Below are 12648 nucleotides of genomic sequence, written 5' to 3'. Positions count from 1 at the left end.
CCGACCAGCGGCCCGCCCGGGATGCCGGCGCGTACGGCCAGGACATCCACCCACACCGCCGCGAGGGCCGCCCATCCGGCGAGCCCGACGAGCCAGCCGCCGCGCACCGCCGTCCGGAAGTCGGCCACGAACTCCCGCCGGCCACCGCTCTCATGAGCCGTACGGCGTCTCAGGTGCCGGGAGCCGGCGGCGAACGCGGCGGGGTACGTCACCAACGGCAGCGAGGCCAGCGCGATCCACACCCCGGTGAGCAGACACTCGGCGAACAGCGCGAACCGTTCGGCGAGCACGGACTCCTCACGGGGTGCGGCGCTTTTCGTACGGGCACGGACCTGGGCCATGGTCAGCTCACCTCAGCCCTTCAGGCCCGAGGTGGCCATGCCGTCGATCAGATAGCGCTGGAAGGCGAGGAAGAAGGCGAGCACCGGCAGCAGGGCCACCAGAGACATCGCGATCATGCCGCCGTAGTTGGCCACGGCGTCCTGGTCCACGAACATCTTCAGACCGAGCGAGACCGTGTACTTCTCGGGCTCGTTCAAGTAGATCAACGGGCCCATGAAGTCGTTCCACGAGTTGATGAAGGTGAAGATCGCACTGGTGATGAGCGCGGGCCGGCACAGCGGCAGCACGATCGACCAGTAGATCCGGAAGTGCCCGCAGCCGTCGAGCCGCGCCGCCTCGTCGAGCTCCTTGGGCAGGTTCCGCATGAACTGCACCATCAGGAAGACGAAGAACGCCTCCGTGGCCAAATACTTCGGGAGCATCAGAGGGGTGTACGTGTTGATCATGTCCATGTTGCGGAACAGCACGTACTGAGGGATCAGCAGTACGTGGTACGGCAGCAGGAGGGTGCCGATCATCAACGTGAAGAGCAGGTTTCGGCCCGCGAACCTGATCTTCGAGAAGGCGTACGCCGTCAGCGAGCAGGACACCAGGATCCCGATCACCGAGCCGACCGCGAGGAAGAGCGAATTGAAGAAGAACGTGGAGATCGGGATGTCGGCGATGCCGTCGGCGAGGCTCGTGTAGTTCGAGATGATCGGGTCGCCCGGGAAGAGGTCCAGGCTGCCGACGACGTCCTCGCTCTTCTTGAACGACCCGCCGATGACCCAGATCACCGGGTAGAGGATCACCGCGAGGATCGCGAGGGAACCGATGTGCCAGGCGAGGGAGCCGGGCAGCCTGCGCCGGAACGCACCCGCCTTCGCGGACGGCACCGGGGCCGGCGTGATCTCGGTGGCCTGTGCGCTCATCGAGCACCTTCCTCGTAGTGCACCCAGCGCTTCTGGGACCAGAACAGCACCGCCGTCACCAGGGCGACCGCGACCAGCAGCATCCAGGCCATGGCCGAGGCCAGACCCATCCGGCTGTTCTCGAATCCCTGGACGTACAGGTAACAGGTGTAGACCATCGAACCGTCCGCCGGACCGCAGGCGTTGCCGCCGGCGCCGCCGCCCACGATGTAGGCGGAGCTGAAGATCTGGAAGGAGTGGATCGTCTCCAGCAGGACGTTGAAGAAGAGGACCGGGGAGATCATCGGCAGAGTGATGTTCCAGAACCGCCGGAACGTACCCGCCCCGTCGACCTCGGCCGCCTCGTACAGCTCACGCGGGACCTGCTTGAGGCCGGCGAGGAAGATGACCATGGGGGCGCCGAACTGCCAGACGGTGAGCGCCACCAGGCTGTAGATGATCATGTCCGGGTCGCCGGTCCAGCCGCCGGCATCGATCCCGAAGATCTTCTGCGTACGGTCGACGACCGCGTCGTCGGAGAAGATCGCCTTCCAGACGATCGCGATGGAGACACTGGCCCCGATCAGCGACGGCGCGTAGAAGGCGGCCCGGTAGAAGGCCTGTCCACGCCGCTTCTGCGCCAGCAGCAGCGCCACACCGAGGGCCGCGGCCAGCTTGACCGGCGTACCGACGACGACGTACCAGAGGGTCACCCGCACCGAATGCTGCCAACGCGGATCAGCGAACATCTCGGAGAAGTTGTCGAGGCCGATCCACTTGGGCGCGTCGAACAGGTTGTAGTCGGTGAAGGCGAAGTAGAGCGAGGCGGCCATCGGGCCCGCTGTCAGCAGCAGGAACCCGGCGATCCACGGGGACATGAAGAGATAGCCGGTCAGGGTCTCCCGGCGGCCCCGCCGCTTGAGCGCGGCGGGGCGGGGAGCCTTGGCCGGACGGTGCCGCGGCTCGGAGTCCTGGGTCAGGTCCTCCATCGCAGGGGCGTGTGTCACGGCGGTTCCCATCAGCTGCCGAGAGCCGTCTTCGACTCGGTGAAGAACTGCTTGACGGCGTCGTCCACCGACCGCTTGCCCATGGCGAGCTCCTCGGCGATGCGCATGAACCCGGCCTCGCAGATGTCCGCGCCGTTCGGATGCGGGGTGATGGGCTCCAGGACGCCGGCCGCGACCAGGGACTCCTCGTACGCGGCGATCGCCTTGTTGACCGGGTCGGTCGGCTGGAACGCGTCGTACTGGGCCTGCGTCGCGGGCACGCCCCGGTCGTAGCCCATGATCTTGGCGACCTCGGGCTCGTGCACCATGAAGTCGATGAACTGCGCGACCTCCTTGGGATGCTGCGTGCGCTTGGACGCGCTGAGCATGAGGGAGCCGAGGTACTGGCCGGTCTTCTTGCCGTCCGTGGTCGGGATGGGCGCCAGGCCGTACTCGCTCTTGCCCTCGGAGGTGTAGCGGACGGTGAAGTTGTCCCAGGTGAACTCACCGCCTGCGAGTTCCGCGGCGACAGCCGACTTGGGCTTGATCTGGGCGACCTTCTTGGGGTCGGCGTAGAGACCCTCCTCGACGCCCTTCTCGGCCTTCGCCCACCAGGTCTTCAGGTCCGCCTCGGTGAAGCCGAGCCCGTCCTCCGTGAAGAACGCCTTGCCGTTCTGGCGCAGGTAGAGGTCGTAGAGGTACATGACGCCGTACATGCCGCTGTCGCCGGCGCGCCCAGTCTTGTCCCGGATCTTCTTCATCGCGTCGTCGAAGTCGTCCCAGGTCCAGCCCTGCTCCGGCTTCACACCCGACTTGGTGTAGACGGGCTTGTCGATCACCAGGGCCATCGAGTTGGAGCCGACCGGAACGCCGAGCAGCTTGCCGTCGACCTCGCCGAACTTCTCCAGGTCCGCTCTGAAGCCGTCCAGGGAGAGGTTGCCCGCCTCGACCTGTGCGTTGAGATCGAGCAGCACATTCTTCGCGTCGTATTTCCGCAGGAAACCGACGGCATTCTGGAACACATCCGGCGGATTTCCACCGGAAGCCTGGGTGTTGAACTTCTTCCAGAAGTCCGGATACGCCTGGAAGTCCGTCTTCACCTTGATCTTCGGGTACTTCTTCTCGAAAAGGGCGATGGTCTTCTTGATGCGCTCCGCGCGGTCCTCGGCGCCCCACCAGGCGTAACGGATCGTCACCGTCCCGTCCCCCGCGCCACTGCCGCCGCCACAGGCCGTGGCCGTCGCCCCCAGCCCCGCGACGGCCAGTGAGGCTCCGGCCGCCTTGAGGACCGTTCGCCTCTCAACGTTCCTGTTCTGCTGCATGGTTGAGCCTCCCCGCGACGTTGCGTCCGCGCCGTGAATCGTTTCAAGTAAGCGCTTGCTGGCACAAGGTACGGAGACCCTCAGGAGACGTCAATGATTCGGACAGGAATTGATGGAAAGCGGAGCCGTCCCCGCGCCGGGCGTGGCGAGGCCTCAGGTGACGGCCGGTCAACTGAAAGCGCAGGTCCGGGAGTTGCGGTCGACGGGCCGAACGCGACGGGCGTCATCGAGCCGCGAACAGAAGAGGCTGAAAGGAGTCAGTGGGGCGACCCCGGACATCTCTCGCCGAACCGCCCCCGGAGCACTGCGGACCGACCGGGCGCGGGTCCCGGGCGAGGACGGGTAAGCACCGGATTCGGCCAAATCGAGAAGGAGGCGGAGACACCACCTCCGCCGGCGCAGTCGCCGACCGGCCCCATCGGCCGTGGGCCGTCCAGGGGTCGCACGGCCCGCCCGGCACCCCGAGGCCTCTGCGCGCCCACGACGAAAACGACCCGGCCCACGTTTCCGTGGACCGGGTCGCCGTCATCCGGTGGGCGATACTGGGTTCGAACCAGTGACCTCTTCGGTGTGAACGAAGCGCTCTCCCACTGAGCTAATCGCCCGGACGCAGGGAGAACATTACCCCAAGTCAGGGGGTTCCCCCGACCATGTTCCGCGCCCCCGTGCCGTCCCGTCCGGGATCACTGGTCCTTGATGTTCCAGGGCATCTCGAGGCCGAACTTCCAGACGTAGAAACCGACGAGAACGGAGACGATCACCAGGCCGATCGTCGTCAGAATGATGTTGCGGCGGCGGACTCTGGGGTCGAGGGCGCGCTGGGTGGCCTCGGAGACCTTCCGCTTGGTCCAGCGGAGCACCAACTGGGCCCAGACGAACTCCGTCGCCCAGATCGCCATGCCACCGAAGATCACGAGCCAGCCGGGGCCGGGCAGCGGAAGCATGATCACGCCCGCGACGACCACCGCGAGCCCGATGACGAAGACCGCCACCTGCCAGCTCACGTGCAGCATCCGCCGCGCCTTGACGAATTCCGGCGCACGGGACCCGAGCCGCGCTTCGTCCTTGGCCACATCGGCCTCACTGTTCGCTACGTTCGCGTCACTCTTCGTTTCTTCGGCCGCCACGGCGACCTCCCCCGTTCCGTAACTCCCCGTGTCCATACGGCCAAACCCTACCGGAGAGAAACCAGTCACCGGAATGGTCGTACCCACAGAAGTCGGTCTCGGCCGGATGAGCTACCAAAAGCGACGCAAAACTCCCAGAGGGGTTTACAACGGCACCGTAGGTGGCATGTCGATTTCGCCGACGTGCGAATCCCCGAGCGCACACTGAGCGAAAGGCCTTGGCGCTTATGAACACCACGGTCAGCTGCGAGCTGCACCTGCGCCTCGTTGTGTCGAGCGAGTCCTCACTGCCTGTTCCGGCCGGACTGCGGTATGACACGGCCGATCCCTACGCCGTGCACGCCACCTTCCACACCGGAGCAGAGGAAACGGTCGAATGGGTGTTCGCCCGCGACCTCCTCGCCGAGGGCCTGCACCGGCCCACCGGCACCGGCGACGTCCGTGTCTGGCCGTCGCGCAGCCACGGCCAGGGCGTCGTGTGCATCGCCCTGAGCTCCCCGGAGGGCGAAGCCCTCCTCGAAGCCCCGGCGCGAGCCCTGGAGTCCTTCCTGAAGCGCACAGACGCCGCCGTGCCACCCGGCACGGAGCACCGGCACTTCGACCTCGATCAGGAGCTCTCCCACATCCTGGCCGAGAGCTAGGGCTAGGCCCCACAGAGCCGCCCGGCGCCGTCCACTCGGGGAGACGGCTCGGGCTCAGACAACCGAATACGGCTTCAGGCCGACCCAACCGACGCCGTCGTCGCGGACCTCCGCGCGGCGGCGTCGCCCTGCCGTCACCGAGCGCGACCGGACCGGGGCACCCATCGGGCCCGTGGCCCGTTCCCCTCGTACGAGGGCGCTCCGGGCCGGTTCGCACCGGTCCACCGCCTCGCCGAGCGATTACCATCGGCCACCATCGGCGGGCGCCCGCCCGACCCGCGCAGGCCAGGGAGCGAAACGTGCTGATCACCCACGACACCCGGTGTTCCCTCGATGCCGTGGTGGATCTGGTGAACACCGCGCCGGAGAACGACACGGCGGCCGACGGGCTCGCGACGGTCGCGGCGCTCGCCGACTTCGTACGAAACCACGAGGTCAGCGATGTCGGCGTGCTGTCGGAGTTCGACCTCGCGGCCGTGCGCAGAGTCCGCGGCCGGTTCGCGGAGGTCTTCGCGGCTCCCGAGGCGGCCGCGGCCGCCTCGGTCATCAACGATCTGATCGCCGCGGCGGGCACCACACCCCGGCTCACCGATCACGACGGCTACGACTGGCATGTGCACTACTTCGCGCCCGGCGCGTCGCTCGCCGACCATCTCTCGGCCGACTGTGGCATGGCGCTCGCCTTCTTCGTCGTCGCCGGGGAGCAGGAGCGGCTGCGCCGCTGCGAGGCCCCCGACTGCCGGCGCGCCTTCGTCGACCTCTCCCGCAACCGCTCGCGCCGCTACTGCGACAGCCGCACCTGCGGAAACCGCCTGCATGTGGCCGCCTACCGGGCACGCCGCAAGGAGGCGGCGGGCTGAGGCTTCGCCGACCGGTCCGAAGGGGTTGCGTACGGGGACTGACGGAGCCCTCGGCGGATGACGCCAGGGGCTCCGTTTACGGCTCAGAGCATCAGCAGATCGTGCAGTGATGCCATGAGCAGCAGGCAGCCGATCACCGCTAGGAAGATCATCAGCGGTGGCTGGGAGAGCGCGAAGAGACAACCTCGCCGCTCCTGTGGTGGGGCGACGGTGTCGCTCTGTGGTGTATCCAGCATCTCGCCGCGATGATGACGCAGCGAAGACCCTCCGCGCGATCAACCCACCCGGAATGACGGAGAGTTCGCCAATATCCACACGGTACGGAGCGAACGTGATCACTTCGGCGCCACCGCCCGACCTACTGTGTCGTTTCAGTCCGAAGCGCTCCCGCGGCTGACGCCACGCTCACCGGACGGGTCAGATGCCGTGCTTCTTCAGGATCGCCTCGATGTCGCTGAAGTCGTCCGCCCCTGACGTACCCGAACCCGTGGCCCGGGGTGCCGCCGCCGGGCGGGCCGTCGGCCGGGAACCCTGGCCCAGCGAGGGCGCCGAGGCCGCCGGGGCTATCGCCCCGGTGCGCGACGCCTTGGCCTCCTTGCGCTGTTCCTTGCCGGGAGCCTGGCGACGGCGCTCCACGGCGCGGGTGGTCATGAACAGGAACCAGGCGGCGCCGAGCACACCGAAGCCGGCCCACGCGGTCGGACTGAACGCGGTGTCGGCCACCCACTCGACGACCCCTGTCAACACCAGCCCGAGGGGCACGAGGGAGTAGGCGGCGATGCGGGTCGCCCTGAGGAAGCGCTTCCGGTACGCCGTGATCGCGGCGATGCCCAGGCCTGCCGCGGAAACGGCGGCGCAGACGGTCTCGGCAATCATCCGGTCCTCCAGGCGGTGCTCGGTCGGTCGGTCTCGTTGCGTCCCTTCCATCCTGCACCGCCCCGCGTCCGATATGCCATGGTCCGGGGAGACCTCAGGGACATCTCCGGGTCGTCTCGGGGTCGGCCCCCCGTCCGGGAAGCTGGGAGACTGATCTCCATGAGCGACTCCTCCCCCGTCCCGTCCGCCGTCGTCCTGGACGTCTGGTGCGAACTCCAGTGTCCCGACTGCCGCAGCGCCCTCGACGACGTCCGCGCGCTGCGGGCCCGCTACGGCGACCGGCTCGACGTACGGCTGCGGCACTTCCCGCTGGAGAAGCACAAGCACGCCTTCGCCGCCGCGCAGGCCGCCGAGGAGGCCGCGGAGCAGGGCCAGGCCTGGCCGTACGTCGAGGCCGTGCTCGGGCGGGTCGAGGAACTGGACCGGACCGGAGAGCCGTTCCTGATCGAGACGGCCGGTGAACTCGGTCTGGACGCCGAGGAGTTCGACACCGCACTGATCGACGGCCGGCACATGCTGATCGTGGACGCCGACCAGGCCGAGGGCAAGGAGATCGGTGTGACCGGCACCCCCACCTACGTCATCGGTGGCGAGCGCCTCGACGGCGGCAAGAGCCAGGCGGGGCTGCGCGAGCGGATCGAGGAGATCGCCGACCGGCTGCTGGACGGGGGCGCCTGACCACCGGGGCACCTGCCGGCAGCCGTCAGACCAGTGGCTTGGCCAGGTGCCGAGCCGTCGTCTCGTAGCCGAGCGACTCGTAGAGGCATTCGGCCCGGACGTTGCCCGCGAAGACGTTGAGCGCGATGGCGGTCTTCCCCGCCGCCACCGCCTGCGCCTCGGCCAGCAGCATGAGCGTACGGCCGTGTCCCCTGCCCCGGTGTGCGGCGTCCGCCTCCACGTCGTACACGAAGGCGTCGTCGTCGGCCAGCCACAGCCACAGCGTGCCGACTCGCGTGCCCTCGTGTTCCAGCACGCTGCACAGGTTGTTCGGTGAGGCCGGTCCCTGCGGCATACACCGCACGTAGTCGTCGGCAGCCCTGGCGTACGCCTCCTCCTCGGGCACGCCACGGGTGATCAGGTCCTGTGCGTAGCCCTCCAGCCCGGCCTCTTTCCACGGCCCGTACTCGGCCTCGGTCATGGGCCGGCCCCGGCTGCCCGCGGGCAGTTCGGGCGGGGTGCCGTGGAGGGGCTTGCGCATGCCCCGGTTGCGCAGGACGTAGCCGAGCGCCTGGGTAAGCCGCAGCGCGGGCTCGGCACCCTCGGGGACGGACGCCTCGATGCGCCGGCAGCCCCAGCCCCTGGCCACCTCCTCGGCGGCTAGTGCGGCCACCGTGGCCCGGCCGCGCCGGCGGTCCGGTTCGTCGATCCGCAGATCCAGGATCCGGGCAACCGAGGACCCGGGGCCGGGGCGCGTACCGAGGTGTATCTCGCCGGCGGGACGGCTGTTCACGCACACCTGGTAGCGGCGCGCACGGGACCCGTCGGCGGCGTGCTGAAGCGGCTCGATGGGCCGCAGGGTGGTGGTCATCAGGGGTGTTCTACCCACTCCGGACCGCCGGGGCAGCCCAATATCCGAGGCTGTCCGAGGCTTCTACGGATCGAGGTCGTCGCCGGAGCGCTCGTCGAAGACCCGCATCGCCTTGGCCGTCACCGGGCCCGGGGTGGCGGACAGTTCACGGGCGTCCACGCGGTGCACGGACTGCACGTCGCGCAGGCTCGACGTCAGGAAGACCTCGTCGGCGCGGTCCAGGACGTCCAGCGGCAGGTCGGTCTCGTGGGCGCCGGTCCACTCGACGACGAGGGCGCGGGTGATGCCCGCGAGGCAGCCGGAGGCGACCGGCGGGGTGTGTGTCTCGCCGTCGAGGACGACGAAGACGTTGGAGCCGGTGCCCTCGCAGAGCCGGCCCACCGTGTTGGCGAACAGTGCCTCGGTGGCGCCCTGTTCATGGGCGCGGGCGAGGGCGACGACGTTCTCGGCGTACGAGGTGGTCTTGAGGCCGGTGAGGGCGCCGCGCTCGTTGCGGGTCCACGGGACGGTGATCGCGGCGGTGGAGTCGGCTCGCCGGGCGGTCTCGCCGAGGGCGACGACGAGGGTCGGGCCGTGGTCTCCCCGGTCGGAGCCGAGCGGGGAGACACCGCCGGTGTAGGTGATGCGGAGCCGCCCGAGGGGCACCGGGTTGGCCTCCAGGACGGCCGAGCAGGCGCGGCGCACCTCGTCGAGGTCGGGCTCGGGCAGACCGAGTCCGCGAGCCGAGAGGGACAGCCGGTCGAGGTGGCGGGTCAGCGCGAACGGCCGCCCGTCGACCGTCTTGGCGGTCTCGAAGACGCCGTCGCCCACGGTCAGCCCGTGGTCGAGGACGGAGACACGGGCGGAGTCGATGTCCTGCAGTCCGCCGTCGAGCCAGATCTTCACGTAAGGGTCCTCCCACTCGCCTCGTACGTCCCCGACGCTACCGCGAGCAGCCTGGCGGCCTTCAGCTCGGTCTCCCGCCACTCCGCCTCGGGGTCCGACCCCCAGGTGATGCCCGCGCCGGTGCCGAAGCGAAGCTCGCCCGCCGCCCGGTCGATCCAGAAGGTACGGATCCCCACGGCCAGCTCCGCCGTGCCCCGGTCGGCGTCGACCCAGCCGATGCCGCCCGTGTACGGGCCGCGCGGGGCGGTCTCCAGGGCGTCGATGATGCGCAGGGCACTCGACTTGGGCGCGCCGGTGACGGAGCCGGGCGGGAATGCCGCGGCGAGCAGTTCCGGCCAGCCGGCGCCGTCGCGCAGTTCGCCGCGCACCGTCGACACCAGGTGCACCAGCCCCGGATGCTTCTCGACGACGCACAGGTCGGGCACGGTCACGGTGCCGGTGGCGCACACCTGCCCGATGTCGTTGCGGACCAGGTCGACGATCATCACGTTCTCGGCGTAGTCCTTCTTCAGGAGATCCGCCTCGGTGCGTCCGGTGCCCTTGATCGGGCCCGACTCGACGACCCGGCCGTCGCGGCGTAGGAAGAGCTCCGGGGAGGCGGTGGCGATCTCGACCCCGCGGCCTGGGAGGCGAATCGTTCCTGCAAAGGGTGCCGGGTTTCCGCGGGCCAGCAACGCGGTCAGCGCGTCCACGTCGGCGTCCGGCGCGACGGGCGCGGACAGTACCCGGCACAGATTCGCCTGGTACACCTCGCCGGCGGCGATGTGCTCGCGGATCCGGCGGACCCCGGCCGTGTACGCGGCGCGGTCCAGCGACGACGTCCAGTCACCGACGCCCGGCCCGTGCCACTTCCCCGGCTCCGGGGCGGGCGCGGGTTCCCGACATACGTCACTGAAGCGTGCGCACACCAGACCACCCTCGTAGTCCGCGCACACGGCCCAGAAGCCGGAGGAGTCCAGGGCGGCGGCGTCGCTGGTCACATCGGTGAGACCGGTGGCCACGAGGTTGCCGAAGCGGGCGAGCGGAGGGAGGTCGGGCACGCAGTCGAGTCTAGGACGGGTGACCTGCGGGCGGGCCCGGCCGGCTCTCGGACTGGACGCACCGCAGCACGCTGCACAAACGCGTTTTTGTGCTGGCCCCGGAATCCGCTAGAGTTCAACTCGTCGCCGGGTCGCGCAAGCGGGTCGGACCCGACAAGCGGACGTAGCTCAGTTGGTAGAGCGCAACCTTGCCAAGGTTGAGGTCGCCAGTTCGAACCTGGTCGTCCGCTCGCAGGAAAGCGGGGATCTTCTGACCCCGCACTCCTGGTGGAGTGGCCGAGAGGCGAGGCAACGGCCTGCAAAGCCGTCTACACGGGTTCAAATCCCGTCTCCACCTCCAAGGACGATTAGCTCAGCGGGAGAGCGCTTCCCTGACACGGAAGAGGTCACTGGTTCAATCCCAGTATCGTCCACTGAGGCCTCAGGGCTTCTGGAGCCGCGAGGCTTCCACCCGCGCGATTAGCTCAGCGGGAGAGCGCTTCCCTGACACGGAAGAGGTCACTGGTTCAATCCCAGTATCGCGCACGCAAGATCCACAGCCGTAGCGCTGTGATCCCGAGGACGATTAGCTCAGCGGGAGAGCGCTTCCCTGACACGGAAGAGGTCACTGGTTCAATCCCAGTATCGTCCACACACCGAGCCCCCGGCCGTCTCGTACGGTCGGGGGCTTCGTCGTGCGCAGGGCGCGGGCGCGCCCTGCGCGCGGCTCAGCTGGAGAACAGCATGTGGCCGAAGCCGCGGTTGTGGTGACCGTGGCCCCCGTGGTGGCCCCCCTGATGACCGCCGTGCGGGGCGCCCCAGGCCGGAGCGCTGTGACCGCCGCCCGCCGGGTACTGCGGGGCGGCCGGCGGCGGGGGAACGGCCGGGCCGCCGCCCCACTGGCCCTCCATGCGGGTCAGTGCCTCCAGCTCGCCGTAGTCGAGGAAGATCCCACGACAGCCGCTGCACTGCTCGATCTGGACGCCACTGCGGTTGTAGGTGTGCATCGGCGCATGGCACTTCGGACACTGCATGTGCATGGTTCGGTTCAACTCCTCGGCGTTCGGTCCTGCTTCGCGTTACGCCAGCACAGACACCGTCCGGCTGGGGTCGGTTGCACCCTACTTCGGGAAAGGGCCGTCCAACTCCGGCGGGATGCCTCCCATTCGGTCACATGCGTCCACAACGGACCGTTGCGCGTCGTCGAGGGGGCGGTCGGCCACCGTGGACTTCGCGATCGCGAGAGCCGCGGTCTGCACGGTGAGTGCGCGGGCCGGTACGTCCAGTACGGGCCAGGGGTCGCCGTGCGCGGGGACCGCCGGGCCGCCGGCCTGCTGGTAGGCGGTGAGGAAGCGGGTCCACTCGTCGGGCAGGAGAAGGCCGCAGGCGTACCAGGCGGCCGGGCGGGCGAGGTCCCAGGCAGGGACGCCCACACCCAGGTCGTCGACGTCGATCAGCCGCCAGGGGCCCGTGGCCGCCGGGTGACGGACGAGCTGGCCGAGGTGCAGGTCACCGTGACAGAGGGTGGCCGTGTCGGGCATGGGGGCCTCGGACCTGGCCCAGGCGGGGAGGGTGTGCCAGGCGCGTAGTACCGGGGCCGTGGCGGGGTGGCCGGGTGCGGCGGTCACGAGGCGGGCGATGGCCTGCGCGGCCTTGGCCGGGCCGCGCATGGGTGGCAGGCCCGGAGGCGGCGGCTGCCGGTGGAGGCGGGCCAGGAGGGTGGCCGCCGCCTCCCACGGGGCGGCCTCCGGAGTCTCGGGGTCGACCGGGGTGCCGTACGGCCAGAACGTGACGAGGCGGTCGTGGAGGGGGGCCGGGTCCTCAAGGAGGGGGGCGAGGAGGGTGTCCGGGTGGGAGGAGGCGACGGTCAGGCGGAGCGCCAGGTGGGTGGGGTCGGTGTCGGGGGCGAGGGCCTTGGCGACGATGTCGGCGTGACGGACGACTGTGCCGTCGGCGCGTTCCGCGAGGACCGAGTCGGGGTGGGAGCAGGGGGTGGACTCGGGGTGGGCCGTGCTGCGCACCCTGGCCCTGAGGGCGGGGAGTACGTCGGCGGTGGCGGTCATGGGTCCCCCTGCGAAGTCGTACGGCGCTGTCGGCGAGCCTACGTTCCGGGTGCGCCCTGGCGGGGGTGGGACCGAAGGGCCCGCTGCGCGGCGGCCACGAGGTGCCGCT

14 protein-coding genes, 6 tRNA genes and 1 pseudogene are annotated in these 12648 nt (G+C 69.5%); 8 read left to right on the top strand and 13 right to left on the bottom strand.

The genetic code is table 11. The annotated features are described in order from the left end of the window. The 6 genes and pseudogenes from AWZ10_RS23970 to AWZ10_RS23945 form a co-directional block, all read right to left on the bottom strand. Positions 1 to 341: pseudogene (locus AWZ10_RS23970) on the bottom strand (hypothetical protein); the annotation flags it as partial. A 12-nt stretch (positions 342 to 353) separates the two neighbouring features. Next, positions 354 to 1253, bottom strand: coding sequence for a carbohydrate ABC transporter permease (locus AWZ10_RS23965; RefSeq protein ID WP_046706324.1), 900 nt, complete (start codon positions 1251 to 1253; stop codon positions 354 to 356). Continuing rightward, positions 1250 to 2251: a carbohydrate ABC transporter permease gene (locus AWZ10_RS23960; RefSeq protein WP_046706325.1), complete on the bottom strand. Its 1002-nt coding sequence runs from the start codon at positions 2249 to 2251 to the stop codon at positions 1250 to 1252. Before AWZ10_RS23960 ends, AWZ10_RS23965 begins: the two co-directional genes overlap by 4 nt. Then, entirely contained in the window at positions 2251 to 3540 is a 1290-nt protein-coding gene (locus AWZ10_RS23955; RefSeq protein ID WP_060892012.1) for an ABC transporter substrate-binding protein, read from the bottom strand. The genes AWZ10_RS23960 and AWZ10_RS23955 overlap by 1 nt, the downstream gene beginning before the upstream one ends. A gap of 533 nt (positions 3541 to 4073) precedes the next feature. Beyond that, positions 4074 to 4145: transfer RNA gene (locus AWZ10_RS23950), tRNA-Val, on the bottom strand. Between the two features lie 78 nt (positions 4146 to 4223). Beyond that, positions 4224 to 4703 carry a TIGR02611 family protein gene (locus AWZ10_RS23945; RefSeq protein WP_046706327.1) on the bottom strand — a complete coding sequence of 160 codons (480 nt, stop codon included), beginning with the start codon at positions 4701 to 4703 and terminating at the stop codon, positions 4224 to 4226. Positions 4704 to 4894: 191 nt separating this feature from the next. Here AWZ10_RS23945 and AWZ10_RS23940 point away from each other — a divergent pair, with 191 nt between their 5' ends. Both AWZ10_RS23940 and AWZ10_RS23935 read left to right on the top strand, forming a co-directional pair. Next, positions 4895 to 5308 (top strand): SsgA family sporulation/cell division regulator, encoded by a 414-nt coding sequence (locus tag AWZ10_RS23940; RefSeq protein WP_004002642.1) that lies wholly within the window; start codon positions 4895 to 4897, stop codon positions 5306 to 5308. Between the two features lie 299 nt (positions 5309 to 5607). After that, on the top strand, positions 5608 to 6168 hold the full coding sequence (locus tag AWZ10_RS23935) for a CGNR zinc finger domain-containing protein (protein WP_046706328.1): 561 nt from the start codon (positions 5608 to 5610) through the stop codon (positions 6166 to 6168). Positions 6169 to 6251: 83 nt separating this feature from the next. Here the strand turns inward: AWZ10_RS23935 and AWZ10_RS52460 are convergent, their stop codons facing one another. Both AWZ10_RS52460 and AWZ10_RS23930 read right to left on the bottom strand, forming a co-directional pair. Then, a complete protein-coding gene (locus AWZ10_RS52460) occupies positions 6252 to 6404 on the bottom strand; it encodes a hypothetical protein (RefSeq protein ID WP_162948480.1) in 153 nt (50 codons plus the stop codon). A gap of 181 nt (positions 6405 to 6585) precedes the next feature. Continuing rightward, complete coding sequence (locus AWZ10_RS23930) at positions 6586 to 7044, bottom strand: hypothetical protein (RefSeq protein WP_046706329.1); 459 nt, start codon at positions 7042 to 7044, stop codon at positions 6586 to 6588. Between the two features lie 159 nt (positions 7045 to 7203). Here AWZ10_RS23930 and AWZ10_RS23925 point away from each other — a divergent pair, with 159 nt between their 5' ends. Next, the gene (locus AWZ10_RS23925) at positions 7204 to 7722 is read left to right on the top strand and encodes a DsbA family protein (protein ID WP_060892011.1); all 519 of its coding nucleotides are present in this window, start codon (positions 7204 to 7206) and stop codon (positions 7720 to 7722) included. 25 nt (positions 7723 to 7747) lie between these two features. Here the strand turns inward: AWZ10_RS23925 and AWZ10_RS23920 are convergent, their stop codons facing one another. The 3 genes from AWZ10_RS23920 to AWZ10_RS23910 form a co-directional block, all read right to left on the bottom strand. Then, positions 7748 to 8572 carry a GNAT family N-acetyltransferase gene (locus tag AWZ10_RS23920; RefSeq protein ID WP_046706331.1) on the bottom strand — a complete coding sequence of 275 codons (825 nt, stop codon included), beginning with the start codon at positions 8570 to 8572 and terminating at the stop codon, positions 7748 to 7750. A 63-nt stretch (positions 8573 to 8635) separates the two neighbouring features. Further along, positions 8636 to 9457 carry an aminotransferase class IV gene (locus AWZ10_RS23915; RefSeq protein ID WP_046706332.1) on the bottom strand — a complete coding sequence of 274 codons (822 nt, stop codon included), beginning with the start codon at positions 9455 to 9457 and terminating at the stop codon, positions 8636 to 8638. Beyond that, entirely contained in the window at positions 9454 to 10497 is a 1044-nt protein-coding gene (locus AWZ10_RS23910) for a chorismate-binding protein (protein ID WP_046706333.1), read from the bottom strand. The genes AWZ10_RS23915 and AWZ10_RS23910 overlap by 4 nt, the downstream gene beginning before the upstream one ends. Positions 10498 to 10654: 157 nt before the next feature. Between AWZ10_RS23910 and AWZ10_RS23905 the strand changes: the two genes are divergently transcribed. The 5 genes from AWZ10_RS23905 to AWZ10_RS23885 all read left to right on the top strand — a co-directional run bounded on the left by AWZ10_RS23905 (position 10655) and on the right by AWZ10_RS23885 (position 11128). Then, a tRNA-Gly gene (locus AWZ10_RS23905) sits at positions 10655 to 10727 on the top strand. Positions 10728 to 10763: 36 nt separating this feature from the next. Continuing rightward, positions 10764 to 10837, top strand: a tRNA-Cys gene (locus tag AWZ10_RS23900). Position 10838: 1 nt separating this feature from the next. Beyond that, positions 10839 to 10910, top strand: a tRNA-Val gene (locus AWZ10_RS23895). Positions 10911 to 10950: 40 nt separating this feature from the next. Next, positions 10951 to 11022: transfer RNA gene (locus tag AWZ10_RS23890), tRNA-Val, on the top strand. A gap of 34 nt (positions 11023 to 11056) precedes the next feature. Further along, positions 11057 to 11128: transfer RNA gene (locus tag AWZ10_RS23885), tRNA-Val, on the top strand. A gap of 76 nt (positions 11129 to 11204) precedes the next feature. Here AWZ10_RS23885 and AWZ10_RS23880 read toward each other — a convergent pair. Together AWZ10_RS23880 and AWZ10_RS23875 are read right to left on the bottom strand one after the other, a co-directional pair. Continuing rightward, entirely contained in the window at positions 11205 to 11510 is a 306-nt protein-coding gene (locus AWZ10_RS23880; RefSeq protein ID WP_037702246.1) for a TFIIB-type zinc ribbon-containing protein, read from the bottom strand. 87 nt (positions 11511 to 11597) lie between these two features. Then, the gene (locus AWZ10_RS23875) at positions 11598 to 12539 is read right to left on the bottom strand and encodes a phosphotransferase family protein (RefSeq protein WP_060892010.1); all 942 of its coding nucleotides are present in this window, start codon (positions 12537 to 12539) and stop codon (positions 11598 to 11600) included. Positions 12540 to 12648 lie beyond the last annotated feature (109 nt).

This window comes from Streptomyces europaeiscabiei, assembly GCF_001550375.1.
Taxonomy (GTDB): Bacteria; Actinomycetota; Actinomycetes; order Streptomycetales; family Streptomycetaceae; genus Streptomyces; species Streptomyces europaeiscabiei.
The sequence above is the reverse complement of the archived record's forward strand: the minus strand, read 5'-3'. Positions and strand labels throughout refer to the sequence as shown.